The organism is Ruminococcus sp. AM43-6 (genome assembly GCF_003461785.1).
Taxonomy (GTDB): Bacteria; Bacillota; Clostridia; order Oscillospirales; family Ruminococcaceae; genus Hominimerdicola; species Hominimerdicola aceti.
The window spans coordinates 233,059-259,661 of the sequence record NZ_QTXU01000001.1 but is presented as its reverse complement, the minus strand read 5'-3'; the positions used below and the strand labels follow the sequence as shown (position 1 = coordinate 259,661).

Annotated in this window: 28 protein-coding genes and 1 pseudogene; 7 read left to right on the top strand and 22 right to left on the bottom strand. The window is 43.5% G+C overall.

The window, feature by feature from the left end; all coding sequences use genetic code 11:
- Positions 1–2: 2 nt before the first annotated feature.
- The 5 genes from holA to DW938_RS14965 all read right to left on the bottom strand — a co-directional run bounded on the left by holA (position 3) and on the right by DW938_RS14965 (position 6,356).
- Entirely contained in the window at positions 3–1,061 is a 1,059-nt protein-coding gene (gene holA, locus DW938_RS01250; protein ID WP_117958109.1) for a DNA polymerase III subunit delta, read from the bottom strand.
- A complete protein-coding gene (locus DW938_RS01245; RefSeq protein WP_117958108.1) occupies positions 1,030–3,030 on the bottom strand; it encodes a ComEC/Rec2 family competence protein in 2,001 nt (666 codons plus the stop codon). Before DW938_RS01245 ends, holA begins: the two co-directional genes overlap by 32 nt.
- Positions 3,031–3,090: 60 nt before the next feature.
- A complete protein-coding gene (locus tag DW938_RS01240) occupies positions 3,091–3,432 on the bottom strand; it encodes a histidine triad nucleotide-binding protein (protein ID WP_117958107.1) in 342 nt (113 codons plus the stop codon).
- A 62-nt stretch (positions 3,433–3,494) separates the two neighbouring features.
- Positions 3,495–6,152 (bottom strand): alanine--tRNA ligase, encoded by a 2,658-nt coding sequence (gene alaS / locus DW938_RS01235; RefSeq protein WP_117923100.1) that lies wholly within the window; start codon positions 6,150–6,152, stop codon positions 3,495–3,497.
- Between the two features lie 54 nt (positions 6,153–6,206).
- On the bottom strand, positions 6,207–6,356 hold the full coding sequence (locus DW938_RS14965; protein ID WP_181979654.1) for a hypothetical protein: 150 nt from the start codon (positions 6,354–6,356) through the stop codon (positions 6,207–6,209).
- A gap of 149 nt (positions 6,357–6,505) precedes the next feature.
- Here DW938_RS14965 and DW938_RS01230 point away from each other — a divergent pair, with 149 nt between their 5' ends.
- On the top strand, positions 6,506–7,357 hold the full coding sequence (locus DW938_RS01230) for a putative RNA methyltransferase (RefSeq protein ID WP_242992326.1): 852 nt from the start codon (positions 6,506–6,508) through the stop codon (positions 7,355–7,357).
- Between the two features lie 3 nt (positions 7,358–7,360).
- Positions 7,361–8,329 (top strand): hypothetical protein, encoded by a 969-nt coding sequence (locus DW938_RS01225; RefSeq protein WP_118123656.1) that lies wholly within the window; start codon positions 7,361–7,363, stop codon positions 8,327–8,329.
- 113 nt (positions 8,330–8,442) lie between these two features.
- Here DW938_RS01225 and DW938_RS01220 read toward each other — a convergent pair whose 3' ends face one another.
- Complete coding sequence (locus tag DW938_RS01220; protein ID WP_242992325.1) at positions 8,443–8,889, bottom strand: putative ABC transporter permease; 447 nt, start codon at positions 8,887–8,889, stop codon at positions 8,443–8,445.
- Between the two features lie 152 nt (positions 8,890–9,041).
- Positions 9,042–10,286, bottom strand: a complete 1,245-nt coding sequence (locus DW938_RS01215) for an adenosylhomocysteinase (protein ID WP_118123655.1) — start codon at positions 10,284–10,286, stop codon at positions 9,042–9,044.
- Positions 10,287–10,721: 435 nt separating this feature from the next.
- On the opposite strand from DW938_RS01215, the gene mgtE reads away from it, so the two are divergent.
- Positions 10,722–12,089, top strand: coding sequence for a magnesium transporter (gene mgtE / locus DW938_RS01210; RefSeq protein WP_118123654.1), 1,368 nt, complete (start codon positions 10,722–10,724; stop codon positions 12,087–12,089).
- A gap of 105 nt (positions 12,090–12,194) precedes the next feature.
- The gene (locus DW938_RS01205; RefSeq protein WP_022286769.1) at positions 12,195–13,574 is read left to right on the top strand and encodes an NAD(P)/FAD-dependent oxidoreductase; all 1,380 of its coding nucleotides are present in this window, start codon (positions 12,195–12,197) and stop codon (positions 13,572–13,574) included.
- 61 nt (positions 13,575–13,635) lie between these two features.
- Here the strand turns inward: DW938_RS01205 and DW938_RS01200 are convergent, their stop codons facing one another.
- The 6 genes from DW938_RS01200 to DW938_RS01175 form a co-directional block, all read right to left on the bottom strand.
- Entirely contained in the window at positions 13,636–14,247 is a 612-nt protein-coding gene (locus DW938_RS01200) for a cytidylate kinase-like family protein (RefSeq protein ID WP_118123653.1), read from the bottom strand.
- Between the two features lie 12 nt (positions 14,248–14,259).
- The gene (locus DW938_RS01195; protein ID WP_022286767.1) at positions 14,260–14,970 is read right to left on the bottom strand and encodes an ABC transporter ATP-binding protein; all 711 of its coding nucleotides are present in this window, start codon (positions 14,968–14,970) and stop codon (positions 14,260–14,262) included.
- A 13-nt stretch (positions 14,971–14,983) separates the two neighbouring features.
- A complete protein-coding gene (locus DW938_RS01190; protein ID WP_118123652.1) occupies positions 14,984–15,742 on the bottom strand; it encodes an ABC transporter ATP-binding protein in 759 nt (252 codons plus the stop codon).
- Position 15,743: 1 nt separating this feature from the next.
- On the bottom strand, positions 15,744–16,763 hold the full coding sequence (locus DW938_RS01185; protein ID WP_181984344.1) for a branched-chain amino acid ABC transporter permease: 1,020 nt from the start codon (positions 16,761–16,763) through the stop codon (positions 15,744–15,746).
- Between the two features lie 143 nt (positions 16,764–16,906).
- Positions 16,907–17,788 carry a branched-chain amino acid ABC transporter permease gene (locus DW938_RS01180; protein ID WP_022286764.1) on the bottom strand — a complete coding sequence of 294 codons (882 nt, stop codon included), beginning with the start codon at positions 17,786–17,788 and terminating at the stop codon, positions 16,907–16,909.
- 220 nt (positions 17,789–18,008) lie between these two features.
- The gene (locus tag DW938_RS01175; RefSeq protein ID WP_118123650.1) at positions 18,009–19,211 is read right to left on the bottom strand and encodes an ABC transporter substrate-binding protein; all 1,203 of its coding nucleotides are present in this window, start codon (positions 19,209–19,211) and stop codon (positions 18,009–18,011) included.
- Between the two features lie 314 nt (positions 19,212–19,525).
- Here DW938_RS01175 and DW938_RS01170 point away from each other — a divergent pair, with 314 nt between their 5' ends.
- The 3 genes and pseudogenes from DW938_RS01170 to DW938_RS01160 all read left to right on the top strand — a co-directional run.
- Positions 19,526–19,768, top strand: coding sequence for a spore coat associated protein CotJA (locus DW938_RS01170; RefSeq protein ID WP_117897079.1), 243 nt, complete (start codon positions 19,526–19,528; stop codon positions 19,766–19,768).
- Positions 19,752–20,015: a spore coat protein CotJB gene (locus DW938_RS01165; RefSeq protein WP_041337262.1), complete on the top strand. Its 264-nt coding sequence runs from the start codon at positions 19,752–19,754 to the stop codon at positions 20,013–20,015. Before DW938_RS01170 ends, DW938_RS01165 begins: the two co-directional genes overlap by 17 nt.
- Positions 20,015–20,113, top strand: a pseudogene (locus DW938_RS01160) (manganese catalase family protein); the annotation flags it as partial. The gene DW938_RS01165 and the pseudogene DW938_RS01160, both read left to right, overlap by 1 nt.
- 1 nt (position 20,114) lies before the next feature.
- Here the strand turns inward: DW938_RS01160 and DW938_RS01155 are convergent.
- From DW938_RS01155 to DW938_RS01115, 9 genes are all read right to left on the bottom strand, one after another.
- Positions 20,115–21,350, bottom strand: a complete 1,236-nt coding sequence (locus tag DW938_RS01155; RefSeq protein ID WP_181984338.1) for an abortive infection system toxin AbiGii family protein — start codon at positions 21,348–21,350, stop codon at positions 20,115–20,117.
- Between the two features lies 1 nt (position 21,351).
- On the bottom strand, positions 21,352–22,227 hold the full coding sequence (locus tag DW938_RS01150) for an abortive infection system antitoxin AbiGi family protein (RefSeq protein WP_181984337.1): 876 nt from the start codon (positions 22,225–22,227) through the stop codon (positions 21,352–21,354).
- Between the two features lie 112 nt (positions 22,228–22,339).
- On the bottom strand, positions 22,340–23,158 hold the full coding sequence (locus tag DW938_RS01145; RefSeq protein ID WP_118123646.1) for a GH25 family lysozyme: 819 nt from the start codon (positions 23,156–23,158) through the stop codon (positions 22,340–22,342).
- A gap of 1 nt (position 23,159) precedes the next feature.
- Entirely contained in the window at positions 23,160–23,582 is a 423-nt protein-coding gene (locus DW938_RS01140) for a phage holin family protein (RefSeq protein ID WP_118123645.1), read from the bottom strand.
- A 3-nt stretch (positions 23,583–23,585) separates the two neighbouring features.
- Positions 23,586–24,275, bottom strand: a complete 690-nt coding sequence (locus DW938_RS01135) for a hypothetical protein (protein ID WP_118123644.1) — start codon at positions 24,273–24,275, stop codon at positions 23,586–23,588.
- On the bottom strand, positions 24,262–24,471 hold the full coding sequence (locus DW938_RS01130; RefSeq protein ID WP_118123643.1) for a hypothetical protein: 210 nt from the start codon (positions 24,469–24,471) through the stop codon (positions 24,262–24,264). The genes DW938_RS01135 and DW938_RS01130 overlap by 14 nt, the downstream gene beginning before the upstream one ends.
- Entirely contained in the window at positions 24,464–25,045 is a 582-nt protein-coding gene (locus DW938_RS01125) for a hypothetical protein (RefSeq protein WP_118123642.1), read from the bottom strand. The genes DW938_RS01130 and DW938_RS01125 overlap by 8 nt, the downstream gene beginning before the upstream one ends.
- A gap of 11 nt (positions 25,046–25,056) precedes the next feature.
- Positions 25,057–26,217, bottom strand: coding sequence for a hypothetical protein (locus tag DW938_RS01120; RefSeq protein WP_118123641.1), 1,161 nt, complete (start codon positions 26,215–26,217; stop codon positions 25,057–25,059).
- 14 nt (positions 26,218–26,231) lie between these two features.
- Positions 26,232–26,600, bottom strand: coding sequence for a hypothetical protein (locus DW938_RS01115; RefSeq protein ID WP_117927078.1), 369 nt, complete (start codon positions 26,598–26,600; stop codon positions 26,232–26,234).
- Positions 26,601–26,603 lie beyond the last annotated feature (3 nt).

The window sequence follows — 26,603 nt, the reverse complement described above, 5'->3', positions numbered from 1 at the left end:
TACTAACACCTTAACGCCATTGACCTTGCAAGCCCCTGCTCGAGAGTGAGCATATCTCCGTCTTTTCCCCGTGACCTTGTTTTGAGCATAAGGTCGGTTTCAGAAAGTATCTCAAGCGTTTTTCTTATACGCTCCGCAGAGATATTTCCGCACTCGGAATAGGCGTTTTTTACTGCAAACTCTCTGTTTTTCGCATAGGAAAAATCTTTAGCCACGTCTGCAACGCTCCTGCCAGAGGAACGTGCAAGCTTAGCCCTGTAGATATCCGCAAGGGAAAAGCCGATTATTCCTATGATAGCATACGGCTCATAATTCTGCACATCGAGTTCACGCAAACGTGTGAAGACCATTGCCGCATTGCCTCTGAGGATATTTATTGCAAGAGAATATCCGTCCGACTCGATACGTCTGATACAAAGCAAGTCGATATCCTCTCTTGTTACCTCCCTGCCCTCTGCATAAGCCGAAAGCTTTTCAAGCTCCTTGCTGATAAATGCAGTGTCGCACAAGCAGAGGTTTGCAAGATACTCTGCATTGCTTTTTGTTATGGTACAGCCGCTTTTTGCAAGATAGGTGGATATAGACTTTCCAAGGTCGGAAGCCCTTTTGTATTCAAAGTTGCAGACAGTGCCGTGCTTTTCGCAGAAATCTGCAAAGCGCTTGTTTTTGTCTGTAAGATACTTTTTGTTCTTGAAAAGGTCAACTCCTGTGGCATAGATTATCACTGTGGTGGTTTCGCCAAGAGAGCCTAGGATCTTTTTCAGGTCGTCCAGATCGTCCTTAGTCACTGCGTCTATATTAAGGTCGTTTATAGTCACCACCACACGTTCAGCCATAAAAGGCAGGGCATCGCAAGCGTCTGTAAGCATTGGAAAATCAAGATTTTTGCCGTCAAGCTTATGAAAGTTCATGACCTGGGCGTCAGCAGGGCAAAGCTTGTTCACAAGCCTTTTTGTAAAGCTTTCAAGTGCCGCTGTATCATGTCCGTAAAAATAATAAAGGCTGTCGATATCATTCTCTCTTATCGTTTTACCAAGAGCCGAAGCCGTAAGCAAAGCCATAGTCCGTCCTCCTTATCTGCGAATTTTTCATATCTATCATCAATGGGTATTCTTCATCTGTTGTGTCAAGGTTTCTGCCGTTTATGGTGACAGAACCTTTTTCTATAGTGACCACACTGCCCTCGGTGGTAATTTTATAGCCGTCCTCCAGTGCTTCTATCTTAACACCGTTCCAATCAAGCTGTGCGCCTGTCATGAACGGCAGTTCGCTGTCATTATCAGGCTCACCATTTATATAAAATCTGTCAGGTCGTATAGTCATCTGCTCGTTATATTTCGTTATAGTGTAATACTGTTCGCTTTCTATAAATGCGCCTTTTAGCTCTTTTATGCCGTAAAGCTCCAAAAAGCTTTCCAAACCGCTGTTGAGCTTACCATTACTGCCGATATCGAAAACCATACCTTTTGTTTTATCATACAGCACAGCCTGCACAGCATTTCCTTTTGGCATTACAACTATCTTTACCGAGCCTCCAAAAGCAAGAGAAAAATTATACACCGCTGTCCAACATACAAGCATTAGAGCAGTGCAAAAAGCCCCAAGCTTTACTGACTTTCTCAGAAACATGACCGCCACAGGCACAAGGCAGGTGACTAGCATTACAAGACCAAGTGGTCTTACTCCACGAGGAAGATAGGCAAAGCTGAATTTTGAAAACAGCCCAGCTAGAAACAGAACGACTTTCAGAAGATACTTTACCACCGTCAGCACAGGATAGGCTATTATTGACGCACCGCCTGTTACCGCAGTTATTACCGTCAGACCCAGAGCAAGGGTACAGACAGGCACCAGCAGGATATTTGATAGTGGTGCAACAAGAGATATCTCACTGAAAAACATTAGCTGAACAGGCATTGTACAAAGAAGTATCGTCACCGCTGTGACTATTTCACGCTCAATGTTGCCAAGAATATCCCTGCGCTTTACCATTGTCACCGCTTTCGGGCATACAACGCTTATAACAAACGCTGCTGTGAATGACAACAGAAACGAGCTGTCCGCCGCCGCATAGGGCGAAAGAGTGAGTATAACAACAGCGCAAAGGCAGAGAGTATTTGCTGGGTCTGGTCTGCGATAAAGGAGCGGTGCGGCAGTGACCAAGGTCAGCATAACAGCCGCCCTCACAACGGATACTGAAAATCCTGCAAAAACCGCAAACGCCCACACTGCAACAGTTTGGACGGCAAATATCACACGCTTATCCTTGCTTAGTTTCTGCATGAGCCAGCCTATCATGGCACTTATTATGACCACATGAGTTCCCGACACGGAAAATATATGACCTATGCCACTGCGATAGACCGTGAGCTTCGTTTGCTTTGAAAGCTCAGTTTTATCGCCACAAAGCATTGCAGCAGCAAAACCGCCCTCATCTCCGCCTATGATATCGTTTATCAACATGAACATCTTGTCACGATAGTGCATTATACTGCGTAAAATGGTGTTTCCACCGCCTGTGACTTCTATGCTTTCAGCGGTCGAGCCTTGGAGAAAAATGCCCTTAGGTCGGTTATACTGCTCCGACCTAAAATTGATGCTGTCTTTTATCCTGCTGACCTTTACTGTCGCCACGATATTGTCATAGTAATCATAGTCAAGGTCATCTGCATAAAATGTCAGCCTGCCTTTTACTCCCCCAACAGTACCATTGACACTTAGTCGACAGGTGTCAGAGCCTATATAGCTTATGTCGGTTATCTCGCCTTTAACTGTGACGGTCTTTCCGTCTAAAGCTGTCAGTTTATCATAGAAAATGTGAGTATAAGCGGTATTGACTCCCACCGCTATCAGGAACGAAACAAAGCAGAGAGCTATATGCTTTCGGTATCTCTTAAAAAGCGCAAAGGCTGTAATGGCTACACACGCTGACGCAAGTGCAAAAACTGCGTTGTTCCTGCCCCAGCCAATGGTACAGAGAAAAAGTCCTGCAAAATACGAAAAGCCGATATAACAGCTTTTTCTCACCATTGCCGCCGTCCCCCTTAAAACTAAGGGCGGATAAGAAATTTACCCGCCCGTTTTATTTCTTTAACCGGCTGGCCAAGCAAGTGGTCTGCCTGCAAGAAGATGAAAATGAATGTGGAAAACACTCTGTCCTGCCTGCTCGCCGCAGTTGGAAACAACTCTGAAACCGTCCTTAAGGTCGAGTTCTTTGGCAAGCTTTGCGATAACTTCATAGATATGTGCGATAACTGCACTGTTCTCAGGGGTTATCTCGTCAAGCTTTGAAATATGCTGCTTAGGGATAACAAGATAATGAATCGGAGCTGTAGGAGCAATGTCCTCAAAAACGTATGTCAGCTCGTCCTCGTATATTTTCTTTGAGGGTATTTCCCCGGAAATAATTTTACAAAAAAGACAATCTTCCATTTATCTCTCCGCCTTTCAAAAAGGGGTAGGCTGCACAGCATTTTGCACAGCCTTTGCCCATATTATTTTACAAATTCGCCAACTATTTCGTTTACCTTGTCAAGTGCCTCGTCGATCTTGAATCTGTCGCCGATACCAGCCATAGCAGAGTCAGGACGTCCGCCGCCCTTGCCGCCTGTGAGTGCTGCTACCTTGCCTGCTATCTTGCCTGCGTGTGCGCCCTTTGCAACTGCATTCTTGCCGCAAACTACAACAAGATTTGCCTTTTCACCGTCAACGCCTGCAACAACTGCAACTGCGTCAGCTTCTCTTGCTTTAAGCTCGTCACCCATTTTTCTGAGCATATCAGGTCTTGTGTTGGTGAGCATTGCAGTGACTACCTTAACACCGTTGACCTCATACGGATTATCGAACAGCGACTTTGTTTTGAGATTTGTTATCTCTGCCTGCAAAGCGTCTCTTTCCTTTTCAAGATCCTTGACTTCCTGCATGATAGTGTGGCATCTCTTTACGATGTCCAGTGGATTTGCAAGCTTAAGGCTTTCAGCCGCCTGCTGGATAGTTGCGGCTCTTTCCTCAACAAGCTCCAGAACGCCTCTGCCTGTTACGGCTTCGATACGTCTTACGCCTGAAGCTACAGAGCTTTCGGAGATTATCTTGAACAGACCTATTCTTGAAGTATTGTCAAGATGTGTACCGCCACAGAACTCGATAGAAGCTGTTTCGTCACCGTCACCCATTGTTACAACTCTTACAGTTTCACCGTATTTCTCACCGAACAGAGCCATAGCGCCAAGCTTCTGAGCTTCTGCGATAGGCATTTCTTCCATTTTTATATCAAGAGCTTCAAGAATATACTTGTTTACAAGTGCTTCGACCTTGAGCTTCTCCTCTGCTGTCATTGCGTTGAAGTGAGAGAAGTCAAATCTAAGTCTGTGAGCGTCAACGAGCTGACCTGCCTGATGAACGTGTTCACCGAGAACTTTTCTCAGTGCAGCCTGAAGCAGATGTGCACAGCTATGGTTTCTCATAACAGCATAACGTGTCTTTCTGTCAACAGTGAAGTGAGCCTTCTGACCTACAGCTATCTCGCCCTCTTCAACAACTGCCTTATGAGCGAACTTGCCTGCAACGACCTTCTGTGTGTCAACGACTCTGCACTTACCGCTTTCTGTAACGATAGTACCGATATCGCCCACCTGTCCGCCGCTCTCTGCATAGAATGGTGTCTGTGAAGATACGATATATACTTCATCGCCAGCCTTTGCGTTTTCGATAAGCTCATCATCGGTTGTGATGAATGATATCTCGCTGTCGCCCTCGAGCTTGTCATAGCCGATGAACTCTGTGTGGAAATCCTTGTCTATCTTATGGAATACAGTTTCATCAGCACCCATATACTTTGTTGCAGCATGAGCGTTCTTGGCTGTTTCTCTCTGCTTTGCATAGCACTCAGCAAAGCCCTCTTCATCACAGGTCATGCCCTTTTCTTCAAGGATCTCTCTTGTAAGGTCGATAGGGAAACCGTATGTGTCGGAAAGCTTGAAGCAGCTCTCACCGTCAAGCTCCGTCTTGCCGTCTTTCTGCATCTGTGCGATAAGATCGTCAAGTATCTTCATACCTCTGTCGATAGTGGCATTGAAGTTCTGCTCCTCAGTTGTGAGCACCTTTACGATATAGTCATACTTTTCTTCAAGCTCGTTATACTCACACTTGTTGCAGTCAACAACAGTTTTTACAAGGTCTTTGAGGAAAAGTCCGTTTATGCCGAGAAGCTTTCCGTGACGAACTGCTCTTCTGAGCAAACGTCTCATAACGTATCCTCTGCCCTCATTTGACGGCAAAATTCCGTCTGACGCCATGAATGTTACAGAACGGATATGGTCTGTGATAACTCTGATAGAAACGTCCTTTTTGTACTCCTTGCCGTACTCACAGCCTGCTATCTTACAAACATGATCTCTGATAGCCTTTACTGTATCAACGTCAAAGATAGAGTCAACGTCCTGCATGATAGAAGCAAGTCTTTCAAGACCCATACCTGTGTCGATATTTTTCTGCTTAAGCGGAGTATAAGTGCCGTCCTCATGTCTTTCAAACTGTGTGAACACAAGGTTCCAGAACTCCATGTATCTGTCGCAGTCGCAGCCGACCTTGCAATCAGGCTTGCCACAGCCATACTTTTCTCCTCTGTCGAAATAGATCTCTGAACATGGACCGCAAGGGCCGTCTGTTCCAGCCTCCCAGAAGTTGTCTTCCTTGCCCATTCTTACGATATGATCCATTGGAACGCCGGCGTCCTCATGCCATATCTTTTCAGCCTCGTCATCGTCCTCATAAACAGAGATATAAAGTCTGTCCTTAGGCAGTTTGAGTACCTGTGTAACATACTCCCAAGCCCATGCAATGGCTTCCTTCTTGAAGTAATCGCCGAATGAGAAGTTACCAAGCATTTCAAAATATGTGCCATGTCTTGCCGTCTTACCAACGTTTTCGATATCGCCAGTTCTGATACACTTCTGACAAGTTGTCATTCTTGTTCTCGGAGGTGTTTCCTGACCTGTGAAGTAAGGCTTCAGAGGTGCCATACCTGCAACGATAAGCAGCAGGCTGTTATCGTTCTGAGGTACGAGAGGATAGCTCTTGTGTCTTAAGCAGCCCTTGCTCTCAAAAAATTTCAGATAAGATTCACGCAGTTCATTAAGTCCTGTCCATTCCATAAATTCAGATCCTTCCAAATGAAATTATTCGCAAAATAAAAAAACGGCTCGTCCCTAAACATGGGACGAAACCGACAGTTCCGTGTTACCACCCAAATTGCCGAACTCATCGCCCGACCACTCGAAGCCCTTTAACGCAGAGCATACGTTGCTGTTTTCAGCACCGCTCAGGTTAGCCACCGAACTTGCCGCAAAGGCTTTCACCCACCGCCTTTTCTCTTTACCGACACTGTTTCGGATAATTCCGTCACCGCATTTTGCATATATTGATATTATAAAGCATAACCCGACGATTGTCAAGCACTTTTTTATTAATAAAATATCCATTGCTAAAAGCAGAGGGAAATGCTATAATGTTCAGGGTGATTTATATGTATGTTTGTCCGATATGCAAAAAACGGCTCAGAAAGCTTGACAACGTATGGCACTGTCAGAACGGTCACAGCTTTGATATTGCGAGAAAAGGATATGTAAATCTGCTTACCACAAAGGGCAGAAACCCTAAGAACGCAGGGGATAATGCGGAAATGGTAAAGGCGAGAACGGATTTCCTTGACCGTGACTATTATCTGCCGCTTGCGAAGAAAACGGCTGAGGTAATGGGCGGTCTGCTTGAAAATGTGAAACAGCCTTATATTATCGACAGTGGCTGCGGTGAGGGTTTTTACACTGTGAACTATGCCAAGGCACTGCCAAAGGCGAAGTTTTACGGCATTGACATATCAAAGGCGGCAGTTGCCCACTGCATGACGAGGATACATTGCGAAAATATCACAAATTGCGAATTTGCAGTGGCATCGTCATTTCAGCTTCCGTTTATAGACAAATTTGCAGACCTTATCGTATGCACATTTGCACCTGTTTCAAACGACGAATACGCAAGGGTGCTGAAAGACGGCGGAAAGCTTGTGGTAGTTTCTCCGTCCCCAAGACATCTGTTTGAGCTTAAAGAAGTGCTTTATGAGAAGCCTTACGAAAACAAGCCCAATGTATATGGACTTAATAAATTTGACGAGTCAGAGGAGATGATTTTTGAATACCCTGTGGTGCTTGAAAGTCATGAGGATATTTTCAATCTTTTTACAATGACTCCGTATTACTACAAAACATCTGCCGAAGCGGTGGAGAAGCTTAAAAAGGTGAACAGACTTGAGCTTACCTGTGGCTTTTCTATCAGGACATTTACGAAAAAGAGAGGTTTTTGATACATGAATAAAGATATTTTCTGCAAAGGATATACTTGGGGATTTTTCTCCAAGAGAGGTGATTTTCAAACGGAAGCGGCAGAAAAGTCAATGGAAAGGCTTGCTTCAAACGGCTTGAACTGGATATGTATCCCTGTAAACGCATTGCAGGAGAGCTTTGCAAGCACAAGAGTTTTCAGTGATTATGAGAGAACACAATCTGACGAGGATATTGCCTTTGCTATAAAAAAAGCAAAGTCACTGGGACTTAAAGTCTGCCTTAAACCTATGGTGGACTGCCTTGACCATTCATGGCGTGCAAGGATAGACTTTCCGCCTGAGAACCCTGAATATTGGGACAAGTGGTTCAAGTCATACACAGCTTTTATGCTCCACTATGCAAAGCTTGCAGAAAAGCTCGGCTGTGAAATGCTCTGCACAGGCTGTGAAATGGCAGGAATGGACAAGCAGTCCGACAGATGCAGAAAGCTTATCGCACAGGTGAGAGAGATCTACAGCGGTATCGTTATGCACAACATCAATCACGGCGACGAACAGCGTTTCGATTGGCTCAGCGACGTGGATATCATTGGCATCTCAGGCTACTACCCTGTTACAGACGGTGTGAACAGAAGCAAGAAACATATGCTCAGTCGCTGGAACGAAGTTGTCGGCTCTCTTGAAAAGGCTCACAAGCATTTCAACAAGCCTATAATGTTCGCTGAAATAGGCGTGCGAAACGAGGAGGGCTGCACACAGTACCCTTGGGATTTCCATGACAGACTCGACAAACCACTTGACGAGCAAGAGCAGGCAGATTTCTACGACACTGCAATGGAAGCAACTTGGGATCTGGATTGGTTCTGCGGCTATTTCTGGTGGGATTGGAAAGCTATCCTGCCGCCAATAGAGAAAGCCAAAGAGAACCGTGACTTCACAGTTTATGGCAAGCTTGGCGAAGAAGTGCTGAAAAAGTGGTACACAAAAGATTGATATGTACAAAAATACGGACTGTTTATCTCTGAGATAGACAGTCCGTTTATTTTTATATGCGTTCGCACGTTAATTATATTTTTTCATAATAAACAGTACAAATAATCGTACTTTTATCCAACCGCCGCAGGTATTTTTTCTTTTCCTCGTTTAACAATGACAGGGTATTCCTTAAAAATATGTCTGCGTATAAAATTATCCGCAAGCACACCAATGTAGGATAACCCAAACCACACAAAAGCAAATGGCAGGCATATCTGTCCGTCAAAATTCAGCGGCACTTCCTCATAGCTCCATATGCCCATGCCGAGATAGCGGTTGAGATACTCCCCTGCAAGAAATTCTATGGCAGTGATAAATACTGCCGACACTGCAAGCACAGACAGCAGGCTCACTCCTCGCCTGCGCTCGCCATTCATGATATGGATAACCAGCATTGAAGTTCCCCCAAGCACCCCCATTGTGATATGAGAATATCCCCTGTTAAGTATTTCCATAAAGCCATAGCATATTGCGCCCACTGAAAAAAGCGTAAGTATCTTATACATCTTTGCCGCCACATTCTCACCGCCCTGTTTTTTATCGCCCTAATATTAAAATGTACAGAAATCAGTGATTTAAAACCTTGAAGACAAAATAAATTTATGGCAATTTCAAGTTACAAAAAAACGGACAACCCACGCTGTCCGTTTTTTTGTACTAATATGATATTTTATACCTGCCAGCTGTTAAGATATTTCTCCTGCTCAGGTGTAAGCTTATCTATCTCAAGCTCCCAGAATTTAAGCTTTCTGTTTGCAACTTCCTTGTCTATTTCATCAGGAACATAAACTATCTTGTCTGTAAGCTCGTCTTTGTTTTTAACAAGATAAGCCGCAGAAAGGGCTTGGATAGCAAAGGACATATCCATTATCTCGGCAGGGTGACCGTCGCCTGCCGCAAGGTTTACAAGTCTGCCCTCGCCGATAACATAAAGCCAATTGCCGTTCGGAAGCTTATAACCGTCAATATTGTTTCTTGCAAGCTTGCTTTCAACAGACAGCTTTTTAAGTCCAGCCACGTCTACCTCGCAATCAAAGTGACCTGCGTTACAGAGTATAGCACCATCTTTCATGTTCATGAAAGCATTCTCAGTAATAACGTCCTTACAGCCTGTTACAGTAACAAAGAAGTCTCCCACCTTGGCGGCGTCAACCATTTTCATTACCTTGAAGCCGTCCATAACAGCCTCCATAGCCTTTATTGGGTCGACTTCGCAGACGATAACGCTTGCACCAAGACCCTTTGCTCTCATTGCAACGCCCTTGCCGCACCAGCCGTAGCCTGCAACAACAACGTTCTTGCCTGCAACGATAAGGTTAGTTGTTCTGTTTATTCCGTCCCATACAGACTGACCTGTGCCGTATCTGTTATCAAAAAGATACTTACACTTTGCGTTGTTTACAAGCATCATAGGGAATTTGAGCTGACCGTCCTTGTTCATTGCAATAAGACGGATAATGCCCGTAGTAGTTTCCTCGCAACCGCCGATAACGTTCGGTATCAGCTCCGGGTATTCATTGTGGATAAGGTTTACAAGGTCACCGCCGTCGTCGATAATGATGTTTGGACCTACCTTGACTACCTCGGATATATGTCTGTGATACTCCTCGTCAGTTGCACCGTGCCATGCAAAAACATTCAAGCCGTCATGCACAAGACCTGCGGCAACATCGTCCTGAGTAGACAGCGGATTGCTTCCTGTGATGTACATTTCAGCACCGCCTGCTGCAAGGACTTTGCAAAGATAAGCGGTCTTAGCTTCAAGGTGGATAGAAAGTGCAACTTTCAGCCCCTTAAAAGGCTGATCTCTCTTGAAATCTTCCTCGACGCTTCTGAGCAATGACATATTCTGTCTTACCCATTCTATCTTTCTTTTACCGCTTTCCCACAAGCTTTCATCTCTTATTTCGCTCATTTTATCAATTCCTTTCGGTTTATTATTCGATCCATATAATAATTATACCCTATTTCTCCCCATTTGGCAAGAGGTCAAAAGCAATTCATTATACTTCGCAAATTTACAGCACGTTCATAAAATTAAATTAAACAATTTCTTGACAAAAAAACAAGGTAAGCGTATAATAATATTATGTGTGCGAATAGTAAAAACGTGCATAAATCATGATTTTTAAGGAGTGTGTACAAATGGACGACGCCAGTCAGAATACGATCGCCCCTCGATTGCAGTGCGGCTCGCCCGTTTGTGGCAGCCTTTTTGTGATCTAAATATCAATTATAATTGAATAGGACGATCTGTGTTTTGGTAGATCCTTATATTTGTACAGAGTTGGTATAAGTACGATTATTTGTACTGCTGTGCTTATTACCGCTGCTGTTAGGGGGAAACATTATGTTTAACACAGTATTGGAGTTGCTCAAAAGCAGAAACTACAAGGCTATCCGTGAAATATTTATGGATATGAACGAAGCCGACGTGGCTGCTCTTTTGCAACAGTTTTATGACGATCACGAGGTCGAGAAATACGAGCTTCCGTTGCTGTTCCGTCTTTTGAACAAGGACGTTGCGGCTGACGTTTTCGCTTATATGGACAGCGATACACAAATGATGCTTATCAATGCCTTTACGGATAAGGAGCTTCAGGAGATCGTTGACGACCTTTATCTTGATGATACGGTAGATATTATCGAGGAAATGCCTGCAAATGTTGTTGCAAGGATAGTCAAGTCTGCTGACGCTGAAACGAGAAAGCAGATAAATCAGATACTCAAATATCCTAAAGACAGTGCAGGCTCTATTATGACCACCGAGTACGTTTATCTTCACAGAAGCTACACCGCCAAGGAAGCACTGGATTGGATAAGACACGTTGGTATGGTCAAGGAAACTGTAAATACACTTTATGTCACTGAGAACAGAAAGCTCGTGGGCGTACTTTCACTGCTTGATATCGTAACTGCTGATGATAACGATAAAATAGAGGACATAATGGAGGACAACGTTATTTCCGTTGATACTCTTGAGGATAAAGAGTATGTTGCTTCCATGTTCTCAAAATATGACTTTCTTTCTCTGCCTGTTGTTGACAGAGAAAACCGCATGGTTGGTATCGTCACATTCGACGACGCTATGGACGTTATCGAGGAGGAGACCACTGAGGACTTCTCGAAAATGGCTGCCGTTGCGCCAAGTGACGATTCCTATTTCAAGACATCTGTTTTCACTCATGCGAAAAACAGAATAGCATGGCTTTTGATACTTATGCTGTCGGCTACCCTTACGGGTGCTATCGTAAACAAATATCAGTCTGCTTTTGCGGCTGTGCCTGTTTTGGTATCGTTCCTGTCAATGCTTAGTGGCACAGGCGGAAACTGCGGTTCTCAGACCTCGACCCTTGTTATAAGAGGCATGGCACTTGGTGAGATAAGAATGAAAGACTTTTTCAAGGTCATGTGGAAAGAGTTCAGAGTCGCGCTTCTTTGCAGCGTTATCCTCGCTATAGTCAATGCTATAAGAATAGTTCTGGTGTATCACGGTGACACATCTGTGGATTGCTACAAGCTTGCGTTCACAGTAAGTATGGCTATCATGGCAACTGTTGTGCTTTCAAAGCTCATCGCCTGTATGCTCCCAATGGCTGCCAAGAAGCTTCATCTTGACCCTGCTATCATGGCTGCCCCGCTTATCACCACTATCGTTGACACTTGCTCGACGCTGATATTCTTCACATTGGCTACTATCGTATTTGATATAAAATAGAAAAAAAATATGGCGGTTATCTCCTTTCAGGCTATCTTCTGCAAAGGTGCGGCCGCCCGTTTTATGGATAAAAACAAATTGATTTTGATTTGAAAGGAAATAGTTATGGCTCAGAATTATGACGTAGTTGTTGTCGGTGCAGGTGCAGCCGGCGTATTCATGGCATACGAATTTGTCAAGCTTGACAAAAACATAAAAGTTTGCATTATTGATCAGGGCGGACCTGTCAGCAAGCGTAAGTGTCCTATAGATGGCAAAAAAGTTAAGTCCTGCATTCACTGCAAGGTATGTTCTATCATGCACGGCTTCGGCGGTGCAGGCGGAATGTCGGACGGCAAATATAACATCACAAATAATTTCGGCGGTGACCTTTACACATTTACCGGCAAGGAAAAGGCTATCGAGCTTATGCAGTATGTTGACAAGATAAACCTTGAAATGGGCGGTCAGGACGCTAAGCTTTACTCCACAACTTCTTCCGACATCAAGGCAATGGCTCTGAAATATGACCTCCACCTCCTTGACGCTCAGGTAAGGCACCTTGGCACTGACAGAAATATGCAGATACTTCAGAACATCTATGACTTTGTTAAAGACAAGATAGACATAAAATTTTATGAAAGTGTTCAGGGTATAACAGGCAAGGAGAACGACTTCACTGTTATCACAGACAAGGACGAGTATCACTGCTCAAACGCTGTTGTTGCGGCAGGCAGAAGCGGTTCAAAATGGATATCTGAGATATGCGACAACTTTGGTATCAAAAGGCGTTCAAACAGAGTTGATATCGGCGTTCGTGTTGAGATACCTGCGGCTGTTTTTGAGCATATCACAAGCAAGGTATACGAAAGCAAGATAGTTTACCGCACAAAGAAATACGGCGACCTTGTAAGAACATTCTGCATGAACCCATATGGTGAGGTAGTTACCGAGAATACAAACGGCATCATCACAGTAAACGGACACAGCTATGCTGACCCTGCGCTGAGAACTGAGAACACAAACTTCGCTCTGCTGGTATCCAACACATTCTCTGAGCCTTTCAAGGACTCAAACGCATACGGCGAGTCTATCGCAAGGCTGTCTAATATGCTTGGCGGTGGAGTGCTTGTTCAGCGTTTCGGCGACCTCGTTGCAGGCAGACGTACAAATGAACACCGCTTTGGTCAGACGTTCCTGAACCCTACTCTCAAAGCTACTCCGGGCGACCTGAGCCTTGTTATCCCAAAGCGACAGCTTGACGATATTATCGAAATGATATACGCTCTGGATAAGATAGCACCCGGTATGGCGAATATCGACACGCTTCTTTACGGCGTTGAGGTCAAGTTCTACAATTCAAGAGTTGACGTTGACGAGAACCTTGAAACTGCTGTCAAAGGTCTTTACGTCCTTGGCGACGGCTCAGGCGTTACGCACTCTCTGTCGCAGGCTTCTGCATCAGGAGTATTTGCCGCAAGGACTATTTCAGAAAAATTCAACTGATTTCATATATCACAAAAGCCGCACTGCCAAAAAAAGCAATGCGGCTTTATTTTTTTATGCCTTACTCTTCAAGAAGCTTTATATATCCCTCAATGATATCAACGCACTTGTCATAGCTCATGTCGCTGGTATCAAGACACAGATTGTAGTTTTTCGCATTTGTCCAATCCCTGCCTGTGTAGTAACGATAATAATCGCTTCTCTCCTTGTCTGTCTTTTCGATTATCTTGACAGCCTCTTTTTCAGAAACACCATACAGATCGACGATATTCTTGACCGCAGTTTCCATATCAGAATATATGAAAACCTTAAGTACGTCTTTTCTGTCACGGAGGATATAGTCAGCACATCTGCCAACTATTACCGCAGGCTCTCTGTCTGCAAGCTGCTTTATTATCTTAGCCTGATAATTGAAAAGATTTCTGTCAGAAGTAAAGTCGTGATCATCAGGGTCAAGAAGCTCACCCTTGTAAACTCCGCCCTTTCTCAGAAAAGAACCTTTCAGTTTTTCATCAACAAGCCCGAAAAAGCGTTCATTTATGCCGCTTTCGTCGCTTGCAAGCTTTATAAGCTCCTTATCATAATATTTTATACCCATATCCTCTGACAGCATTTTTCCTACAGTTCTTCCGCCACTGCCGATGCCCCTTGCAATGGTTATGATCCTTGCCATAAAGCTCAACTCCTATTCACCTAAATATGCTTTCTTGACCGACTCATCATTGATAAGATCAGACGCCTTGCCTGACAGAACTATCTTGCCCGTTTCAAGAACATAAGCTCTGTCTGAGATAGCAAGGGCTTTCTTTGCGTTCTGCTCAACAAGCAATACAGTTGTTCCGCTCTTTCTTATGTCCTCGATTATCTTAAATATGGTTGACACAAGGATCGGTGACAGACCCATTGACGGCTCGTCCATTACAACTATCTTAGGTCTTGACATAAGCGCCCTGCCCATTGCCAGCATCTGCTGCTCACCGCCTGAAAGAGTACCTGCTATCTGATTTTTTCTTTCTGCAAGTCTAGGGAAACGCTCGTATATATCCTGAATATCCTTCGGTATATTCTCCTTGTCCTTTCTTGTAAATGCTCCAAGTTTAAGGTTATCAAGCACTGTGAGGTTTTGGAATATTCTTCTTCCCTCAGGAACGTGTGCTATACCCATTTCCACGATCTTGTGGGCAGGAGTTTTTGTAAGCTCCACGCCGTTGAATTTGATAGAACCCGATTTTGCAGAGATAAGACCTGTAAGGGTGTGCAGAGTGGTGGTCTTTCCTGCTCCGTTTGCGCCGATAAGGGAAATGACCTCGCCCTCGTTTACCTCAAAGGAGATACCTTTCAAAGCGGCTATCATGCCATAATTGACGTGCAGATCATTGATTTCCAACATTGCCATTTTACTTACCCCCTTATTCGCCAAGATATGCGGTGATAACTTCAGGATTTTTAAGCACTTCCGCTGTCTTGCCCTCGCAGAGGAGCTGACCGAAGTTCAGCACTGACAGCTTTTCGCAGATACCTGAAACAAGGCTCATATCATGCTCGATAAGCAGCACCGTCATATCAAAATTATCTCTTACAAAGCGGATAGTATCCATAAGCTCCGCTGTTTCGTTTGGATTCATGCCGGCAGCAGGCTCGTCAAGAAGCAGCAGCTTCGGCTGTGTTGCAAGAGCTCTTGCGATCTCAAGCTTTCTCTGATCGCCGTATGGAAGTCCCGAAGCAAGCAGGCTCGCCTTATCATCAAGCTCGAAAACCTTCAGAAGCTCCATCGCCTTTGCGTCCATTGCCTTTTCAAGCTTGAAATATCTTGGAAGTCTGAACACGCCTTCAAGGGTGCTGTATTTATAATGATTATGAAGAGCGACCTTTACGTTATCAAGCACTGACATCTCTTTGAAAAGCCTGATATTTTGGAAGGTACGGGCAATGCCTTCACGGTTTATCTCAATAGTGCTTTTGCCTGTGATGTTCTTTCCGTCAAGAACGATTGTGCCGTCTGTTGGCTTATAAACGCCTGTGAGCATATTGAAGATAGTGGTCTTTCCTGCTCCGTTCGGCCCAATAAGACCATAGAGCTGACCTTTTTCTATTGTTATGCTGAATTCGTCAACTGCACGGAGTCCGCCGAATGAGATGCCGAGATTTTTTACTTCAAGAAGTGCCATATCACTCAGCCTCCTTTACTTTTTCACGCTTTAACAAAGCCTTGAACTTAGCAGTATTTGCACTGATAAAAGTCTTTGTTTTTTCATTTGAAGTTATTATCATCATAACGATAAGAACGATAGAATAGATAAGCATTCTGTAGCTGTTTATGCTTCTTAGCATTTCTGGAAGCAGAACAAGCACGATAGCTGCGATAACACTTCCTCTGATACTGCCTATACCACCCAGAACGACGAATACCAAGATAAGGATAGACAGGTTATAGTCGAACTTAGAAGCCTGGAGCGTATAGAAGTTATGAGAATAAAGCGCACCTGCACAGCCTGCAAGGAATGCAGTCAATGCAAAAGTAACAAGCTTATACTTTGTTATGTTAAGACCTACAGACTCGGCTGCGATAACATTATCTCTGATTGCCATTACTGCTCTTCCCGTTCTTGAATATACAAAGTTATAGGCAATGATAAGAGTGATAAGCAACATAACAGCGCCGATAATGAATGTAGAATCGTTAGGTGTGCCGCTGATACCCTGAGGGCCGTTCAGTATAAGCTTTCCGTCAGGCTCAAGGTTAAGATTTGAGAGACTTTTGAGAGAAACGTGAACGCCCTTTGAATCATAGCCAAGGTAAAGTGCTGCGAAAACGTTCTTTATGATCTCACCGAAAGCAAGTGTAACGATGGCGAGATAGTCGCCTTTAAGTCTGAGAACAGGTATTCCTATAAGTATGCCGAACACTGCGGCAATTATTCCGCCTATAAGTATAGCCAAAGGAAATCTGATCCACACATTTTCAATAGTTTCAGAAGTAACGATAGAGAATATCGCACTTGTATATGCGCCAACGCACATAAAGCCTGCCTGACCCAAGCTAAGCTCGCCAAGTATACCAACTGTCAGGTTAAGGGATACTGCAAGTATAGAGTATACACACAGAGGAACAAGAAGTCCTGTGAGCATACTTGAAATATATCCGCCGCTGCTGAGTATCTGCATTACCACAAAGGCAACTATTACCATTGCGTATGTGATAAAGCTTTTTCTGGTCTGCGGCTTAAAAAACTTTGTTTTTGCGCTAGCCCCTTCTTTTTTCACAAAAAACCAATCCTTTCAGATAAAACAGAACTGCAAAGCAAGTCTGCTCGAAAATTTTAAGTTGACTTTTATACCTTTTCGCTGATCTTCTTGCCGAGGATACCTGTAGGCTTGATGATAAGCACAAGTATAAGAACAGCAAAAACGATAGCGTCGGCAAGCTGCGGTGAGATATAGGCACGTCCAAGTATCTCGATAACACCGATAAGGATACCGCCGATCATAGCGCCCGGTATTGAGCCGATACCGCCAAATACCGCCGCAACGAACGCTTTGATACCAGGCATTGCGCCTGTGGTGTTCTGAAGCGTAGGATAAGCTGAGCAAAGCAGTGCGCCTGCAATTGCGGCAAGACCTGAGCCGATAGCGAATGTAAGAGAGATAGTGCGGTTGATGTTTACGCCCATGAGCTGAGCCGCACCTCTGTCCTCAGATACTGCAAGCATTGCACGTCCGCTCTTGGTTTTGTTGATGAACAATGAAAGACCAACTACAATGAGTATAGATACGATTATTGCAACTGATGTTTCTCCGGAAATAACTATCTGTCCGTCAAAAAGCTTGATGCTCGGCACGTTTACAACTGATGTAAAGTTTACAGGCTTTTCACCGAATATAAGCAGTGCGGTGTTCTGCAAAAAGTAGCTGACGCCTATGGCAGTGATAAGCACCGCAAGCGAAGTAGCTTGTCTGAGCGGCTTATACGCCACCTTTTCGATGACTATACCGAGAAGTGTGCAGGCAATAACTGCAAGAACTATGGATAGCCAAGAGTTCAGTCCCCATGTGGTCATGCAGGTGAATATAACATATCCGCCCACCATAATAACATCGCCGTGTGCGAAGTTAAGCATTTTGGCAATACCGTATACAAGCGTATAGCCCAAAGCTATAACTGCGTATATACTGCCGAGGCTTATTCCGTTGATGAGGTTATTAAGAAAACCCATATACAAACATTCCTTCCTTTTGGAATAGACAAAACACAAGATGTAATCACATATATTACATCTGTCCTTGTCATAAACACAATATACAATAAATTATAACATAACCCCGTAGTTTTTGCAACACATTTTAATGAAATAAATCAAAAAAAACCGACAATTTTTCGCAATTGCCGGTTTTTTCATATTAAGCGTACTTTTTGTACGCACTTCATTTCAGCTATTACTGAGCAGTAGAAGCGGCAATGTCATCAGCTGTCAGTGCAGAATATGCGCCGTTCTTGATGATAACAGCCTTAGGGTCCTTAGATACGGCACCGTCTTCGCCCCACTTCATGCCTGTACCTGTAAGTCCGTCATATGAGAAGTCCTTATCAGTGATAGCCTTTTTGAGCTTATCGCAGATATCAGAAGCAGACATATCAGCTGTGATGCCTTCCTTCTTCATGAGTTCTGCAAGTACCATTACACCGTCATAAGCGTCTGCAGCGAACTGGTTAGGTGTTTCGCCCTTGTAAGCGTCCTTATACTTCTTAACGAAGTTCTGAGTTGCCTGATCCTGAGCGTCGGCAGCAAATGGTGTAAGGAGCATTACGCCCTCGCAAAGTGAAGTATCAAAGTTCTTGATAGAAAGAAGTCCGTCAAGACCGTCGCAACCGAAGAATGTTGGGTTGTAGTTAGCTGACTTGCACTGTGTAAGGATAAGTGAAGCCTGCTGATAGTAGATAGGCAGGAACACGAGGTCTGCGCCTGCATTCTTAGCTGCGCTTATCTGAGCTGAGAAGTCAGTCTTGCTGTCCTTTGTGAATGACTGCTCTGCAACGATATCAAGACCCTTAGCCTCAGCCTCGGATTTGAATGTGTTGAAGATACCTGATGAATAAGCGTCAGAGCTGTCGTAAATTACAGCTATCTTTGTAGCAAGCTTATTTTCTGCGATATAGTCGGCAGAACCTTTACCTTGGTTAGGGTCTGTGAAGCAAACCTGGAAACAGTTATCGTTCTTGATAACGTCCTGAGCAGATGCAGAAGGTGTAAGCTGGAAGATGTTATCCTGCTTTGTCTTTTCAATAACTGCGAGGCAAGAACCTGTTGTTACTGTTCCGACCATTACCTGCATACCATTGTCTTTCAGTGCGTTATAAGCATTTACAGCCTTATCGCCTGAGTCAGCCTCATCGTCCTCGAAAACGTATGAGAGTTTTGTTCCGTTTATTCCGCCTGCGTCATTTACGTCCTTGACAGCAAGCTCGATAGCATTCTTAACAGCAACGCCGTACTGTGCAGCGTCACCTGTGAGCGGACCGCTGCAGCCGATAACGATAGTATCGCTGTTCTTCTTTGCACCGTTTCCGCAACCTGCAAAGCAAGAAACTGCAAGGGCAGCCGAAACTGTTAATGCAAGAATTCTCTTGACATTTTTCATAATAATCTCTCCTCTGATCACATATGTCACTGCATATGCTTTTTTTTAATAGTATTAATATAACACGCAGAAGCCCGATTTGTCAATATTAAATCTTACAAATTTAGCGTTATTTACAGTATGTTTATTGTTACAAAAAATATTAGCGTTCACAGAAAATTAATTTTGTGTATTTTCAATGAACGATTTGCAAGTTTTTTGATAATATCCTGCATACATACACCACTGACTTATAAGCTGCATATGATAAAACAGCCACACGAAACCTGTGGTATATGAGATTCAGACAACATAAGGAGTGAACTTATTTGGATATGTTTGACAGTTTGTCGTTAGGCAGGATACTTGCTGACGACACAGAGGATAACACACCTGCCTGCCCTTTTCCGAAAGGAAGATTTCCTGAGGACACGCCGCTGGCAATGGCATATGTGCCTTTTCAGATGTGGGAGAAGCCTTATGAGGCAGATGTAGGACTTTCAAGAGGAACTATCTTCCCGTCCATAGACAAACCTTTTATAGGAGAGGAGGCTGTAAAGAATGCCCATACTAAGTGAAAAGGAGAGGCTTCTTAGAAAGATACAGGCGTGCAGCTTTGCCCTTGTAGAGGCTAATCTTTACCTCGACAGCCACCCTACCTGCAGAGATGGTCTGGCATATTTTGCACGACACAAGGCAGAAAAAGAGAAGCTTATTGCTCAATACAATGAGAAATACGGACCATTGACGATCACGCAGAACAATTCGTCCAAGAAATGGGAATGGGTAACATCACCTTTTCCGTGGGAAAGGAGTGTTGACTAATGTGGCAATATGAAAAAAAGCTGCAATACCCCGTTAAGATCGCTAATCCTAATCCTGCTTTGGCTAAGGTCATTATCTCGCAGCTTGGTGGGGCGGACTTTAAAAAGTTGTATAATCATTTTTATCCAAAGACATGATTTCTCCAATAAAATTATCGTCACTTACGACATCATCTAGCTCTTGTTCGGTTCTATATAACATATACACAGCTTGATTTTTGTTTTCGTCATCATCAAACAGTATTTTTACTTCTTCATTATCCATTGGCTCAAATCCTTTTATCTTTAGTTTATCATGAATTCTAATGTAATATACTGTTATATCCTGACCGAATATTGTTAGTTCCAATTTTCCATTAAGACAGAAGGCGAATAGTTGTCCTTTACTTTCCTCTTTAATGAGGTCTCTATTATCAGACTTGGTAGCCACTATATTATTTATTGCAGCTTTTTCAATAAATGGTTTCTTTTCAACAAGAGAAGAATATAGCCAATTTACATAATATAATTCTTCCACTTCCGTCTCGATTGAAGGAATAAACTGAACACTTAACGCTTCTTCTAAAATTTCTAATTTTTTGTATAAATCTAGCCCTAATTGAACACCTTTAAACTTATCTTCATCAACACCGTTTGTGTAAATAAAAGGTTTACCATTGATAAGAAGGCGATTATTTATTAGAGCTTCATACAGCTTATAAGCGTTAACTACCTCTTTGACACTTTTTGCTTTCTTAATGCCAATGTATATATGAAGGGAAATATTGTACAACTCAACATTTGCATATTCTGTATCTATTTCCATATTAACGCACATTACCTCATTCTTATCAGAATTAGAATAAGTGCAACGTTCAACGTTATCACAACGTTGCATTTGCAAATGAACGTCAGCAGAAATGCTTTCATCTTGACTGTCCGACAACTTCAAGCATATTTCAGGCAAACTTTTAGGTTCGAGAACTCCTATTGGTTTTACAATATTATCGTTACAGATATTTCTAAATATATATTTTAAATCTATTTCTTTATCTTTGTATACTGTTTTAGTGTTTTGAACATTAAGCGGGGTTTGGGTCATACGGGCAATTTTTAAAATATCTTCTCCGTTCTTGAAATATTTATTATATTTGTCAAAGAAAGCACGGTTCTCATTTTGAAAAATTGTTATAGTATTCTCTGTCTTACAAAAATCAATAGCTAAGTGTTCTGAATCGATAGCCCTATACCCTATTCCCTTGGGCAACTCATCGTTGAAAACCTCTAATAATTCTTTCGGAATTACGCTCTCCGCCGTTCCTTTTTCTATACTATCCTTGAGTTGTTTTATAAGCATATTAAGCATCCTCCTCTATCGTATCAAGCACTCTGATTTTTGAAACGAGATCTATACAATCTTCATCAGAACAATTTTCATCATTTTTTAATTGCATAATCCATTTTATGAATTCAGTACGATTTTTTTCTCTATCAATTATCAAATACTTAATATCTGAATATTCAAATTTAAAACATATATTATGTGTATCTTTGGTGCCGTTGCCAGTTTCTGCTTCTGCTAATTTTTCAATAGCCTTATTATATTTATAAAGAGTTTCTTTACAAGACAAAATTCCTTTATTAATCAAGAATGATGGCATATCACTTTGACTAAGATCTGGTACAAAACGCCACTCTTGTTCGTCGTGAAAATTTTTTATTTCTGCATTTTGGGTTCCTGCCAAGGGCTTCATATACATAATGTTTTTTACAAACTGGTCCAAAATGATTTCCAAATCTGTATCTTGTTGCTTAATGTAGTCAAGTGCTGTATTTAATGCATTAGAAAATGAATTGAAGAAATCGGAATTCTCGTTTATATAGTGTACAGGCTGTACAGATTGTCTTAAGCAAAATTCTTTAGAAAATGCTATTGCAAAGCACCCATAACCATTAAACTTTCCGTAGCCTCTAGCGTGAGGCGAAATTTTATGAAGATTTATGTCGCAAAAACAAATCATTGGCGTCTCAAAAGATTGCAAATTAGGAACCTTCAAATACTGAGCATCCTCAGAAACATATCTTGGAACAATTCTTTTTTCTTTAAGTTTTTTATATAAGTATTCAATTTTTGGCATAAAATTAAATAAAGTATTTGCGCTCTGCATATACTTTACACCATTTTTCTTTCGTTCGTCTATGTCTAAATTTTCCTTAATAATATCTTCTTCCATATTAACACCGCCTGCATTTTTTATCATATTATAACACTATATGTCTATATTTGCAAGTGGTTAAACACAAAGACAGCCGACAAGGAATAATCCCTGTCGGCTGTTTTACTACCTATTTGATTTTTATCTTCTGCCCCACATAAATGAGGTTAGCGTTCTTGATACCATTGTCCTTGACAAGCTTCGCCACAGTGGTCTTGTAACGCTGTGCGATAGTAGAGAGCGTATTGCCACGCTTCACAGTATAAGTCACTGTCTTCTTGGTGGAGCTTGCAGACGGCTTGCTAGTCGGGCTGACAGCCTGCTTTCTAAAGCCGTTCAGCCCTGCCGCCTTGATCTTCGCAGGATAGTCCACATAGCAGATATCCATATCAACATTGCCGCTGATACCGCTGACTCTACCAGTAGAACTGTACTGCCACATACCATAAGTGCCGCTAAAGTTGCAGCGTGAACCGTACTCAGCGACCCAAAGAGCATATCTCTTAGCGACGTAGGCAGATATGTACTGCTGTAAAGGCGAACGGCTGATATACAGTCCTGCCCAATACCCTGCGTGTTCAAGTGCGTTGCAGAATGTCTTGACAAGACTGTCGCAAAATGCTCTGCCTTTTCTGAACTGACTCGACTCCTCAAGGTCGAAGTATATCGGGTACTCAAACTGCTTGCCCTTGATAATGCTCAGACAAGTTTCTGCCTCTTCCTTGGCGTCTGCCTCTGACATTGCATAAGAGTACCAGTATACACCGACCTTTAGCCCTGCCGCCTTTGCACGCTTGTAGTTCTGCTCAAAAAATGGGTCTTTCTGATGTGCATACCAGCCGAAGCCTGCACGAATGATAACAAACTCAACTCCGCTTTTTTTGACTTTGCCAAAGTCAATGTTCCCCTGGAACTGTGAAACGTCAATGCCCTTAAATGTTTTTCCCATATTATTTCTCCTCCTTAGCCTTTAAAACATCTATTGCCTTTATGAGTACCTGCGGTATCGGTACGCCCATAAGCCCTGCATTTTCGATTATGGACAGCGTTTCGTTCACAACGAACGCTATGCACACGCAGTCTTTTATGTACCCTGTGCCGAGCATAAGGTCGAGCCGACACGCCACAAGCAGTATGAGCAGTATCATACCCTTGCGGCACAGCCCTTTGAAGCCCGCCCTGCTTTCAAGTGCTCCGCTTTTAGACTTGCCTGAGCGGTGGAATACGCCTGCCACTATTATGCCTGTTGCATAGTCTATCACCATAAAAATGATAAGCGTAGTCATGGCGCTTGTCCACCCTCCAAAAAGAGCGGCAATACCGCCCCCGATAGTTCCGATAGCGGCTAAGACCGCTGTTTTTATGTTTGTCATATCTTACTCCTTTATCTCAAATGCAAATCTGCTTAACAGATATTTCTTATTATTGAGCAGTATAGTTTGCGTAGGTACAGCATAGTCACTGTTATTATAGCTATCTGATATACCCTGTATATGAGAAAGTATATGATACACATTTGTAAAACCTTTGTTTAAATCAGTAGAAACTACAGGAGCAAGTGAAGTCACCGATTTCTGCTGACAAAAATATCTATAAGGAGTAGATTTAATAGTAGCCCCATCAGTGAATACTGTATATAAGCGAATATTATTATCAGCACAACTTGTGGCCATTCCTATTTCGGTTTCTCCTGTTTCATAGTTAGTTACTTCACCAATTATTATATTTATACCAGGTCTACTAGTGGTATTACTGTCTATACCCATAGCAACTAGGTCATTTTGTTTGTAAATGACCCAACGTCTAGGATCTCCAGTACGAGGTGCAGTACTTACACAAGGACAAGTTAATGCTTGTGTCCTCAAGTCACACCAGCCAAAGTTACTATTTGTATCAGAAAATTGCCCTCTTAAAAACAGCTCATCTGTTACCCAAAGCTGAAAGGTGGCATTTTGTGTATCAATACTCGCATTATCGCCCTCGAACACAACTTTCTTAAAGTCATAGACCTCGATAAGCTTCTTGACTAATCCTCTTAGTCCGTCTGTTCCCTCATATATTTTCATCTTCGACCGCCTCCGCTATGCCTGTTATACCTATGTTTCCGTATGCTTCTCCCACTGACACTCCCACAAGGCTCTGTCCGCTCACCATATCGGGTATAGTGTCGATAATATCCATATTGCCGTTGAAGTCCTCGATGCTGAACCTGTCCGACCTGTCGGGCTTTTTAAGTCCGAGATTTTCCGTGAAACTAGCCAACTATACTTCCCCCTTCCGCATTTTTGCCGACTATGAGATAGTATACCTTGAAAGCGTATGTGCCGCCCTGGTCAGAGTTGTGTTCAAGGTATGCCTCCCAGTCGATGTCCCTGCCGTTGCTTGCGACTTTGTATTGAAAGCTCTGCGACTTGAAGTGCTTTTTGTTCCAGTCGCACACCATAAACACCGCAGGGTTCGTGACCCCCGAGGGTATCATTCCTGTGCGTGTATTGTATGACCACTGGGAACCGTTGTCGGCGTTGACCTTCATATTCACCGTGAAAGACCCCCACCGCATATACAGTGGGTAGAGCCTGTTCACAAGGCTTACTATCTGTGCCGCTGTCTTTGCACGAAACACCGCTGTACCGCCGTCTAAAAGCTCGTCCGTCTGCTCTCCTGAGTATCTCAGCTCGTATTCGTCCTCGCCGACTATTTCTTCAAGTGCTGCCACCCTCGCCGTAAGCTGCTGGATAAGCTCCTCAGTGGTGGGCGTTGTCTGATCTGTGTCTGCTGTATCGGCAGTATTCTCCGCCTGCGTATCAGCCACAGTTGTTATCTCATTTTCGTTCATTATCTCGCCTCCTAAAGCTGTTCTTCCACCGACAGACCCACCGCAGAAATATCGGCTGAAAGTCCGCCGTCAAAATTGAATCCTATGTTAGTTATTGGTATATCATAGCTTTCGCCGCTTTCGCTGACGTATGTTATCACGTCACCAACGTCAAATCGTGGGTCGCCAAGGCGGTGAAAAAGCTCCGTTGTATACCACGAAAAGCCGCCTATCCTATGCCACAATGACCGCAGCAGCGACATTGTCATATATGGATTTTCAAACTCCAGCACACGCCCTGCCGAGCCTGTGGTATTGCCCAGCCGCAAAGTTTCGCTGTCGCTGACCTTGCAGACAATGCCTGCGAGGATATTCGGACGTTCTCCCAGTGTTGGCAGGTCGATAGTGTTGTTGTCCAGTATCTTCACGCTCGAGCCGTACCATTTGCGGACGTATCTGCCGTATCGGTCAACAAAACCGAACTCGCCTTGTGCCGAAGCTATGTAACTGAGCATCTGCCGCATTGTGGTGTCTTTTGGTATGCTCGATATTTTGAAGTCGAAGTTTGCGGTCTTTAATCTGATATGACCCTTGCCGTAGAGCCTTGCACCGCCCTTTACACGGAGCTTTGCAGGGATGGTGTAGTCGTTGCCGTTTTGAAGTCCCAACTGCTTGCAAATATCGTCCTCGATAGCTTTGCTCCATGCAGGCAGGGTGACAGTGGGCTTGTAGACCTTGTCAGAAAAATACAACCTATCTGCAAAAGTAACCTCAGTATTTCCGCCCGACTTTTTCGACTTCACGCAGGTGAACCGCCCCAGGGGGATTCTTTCGCCGTCAAGCACCTCTCCAAGCTTGCTCACCTGCTCCACTGTCAGCTTTGAGAGTTCAGCGTAGGTGTAGGCTTCTAGGGTGGAGTAGGTGGTTTCGCTGGTAAAGTCCGCAAGGTACAAGGAAAGGTCATACTCGCTGCCGAGAAAACGTGTTTCAGCATCGTTTATCTGTAACGTCCAAGACTGCGAACATACTGCGCCCAGCTCGATGTCGTCTGAAAGTGATGTTGCCTGCATGGAGCTGTCAGCTGACATAATGCTGTCACCTGATATAACGCCCTCTGCATTCTCTATCCACAGCCGCCAAGTACGGCAATAACTCTCAATACGCTGTGCCACAAGCTCACTTGTTTGGTACAATTCGACTGCCTCCTTTACTGCATTATCAAGTCCACCGCAACGCCTTTGCAGAACTGCTTGTTCTCGTCCCAGCCGAAAACTTCATAAGTTGGGTCGCCTGCGTAAACGTCAAAGGTGCTTTCCTGAAATGTTTCATCAAGGAGCGTGATACTGAAAAACGGACTGTCAACGTTGGAGATATACTCATTGAGCTTTGCCGTCTCCTCGCCTGTGAGATGATACCATTTCAGCGTGACAGTTTTCTTTATGGCTCTTATATCGCCCACCATTCTGCAGTTAGCCGTTCGCCCTGCATTGTTCGACCATATCTTGTTATTTGTAAAACTGACTTCCGCAGGTGTGGCGACCCTTTCGCTACCGAATATAAGTCCTCTGCTTTTCATTTT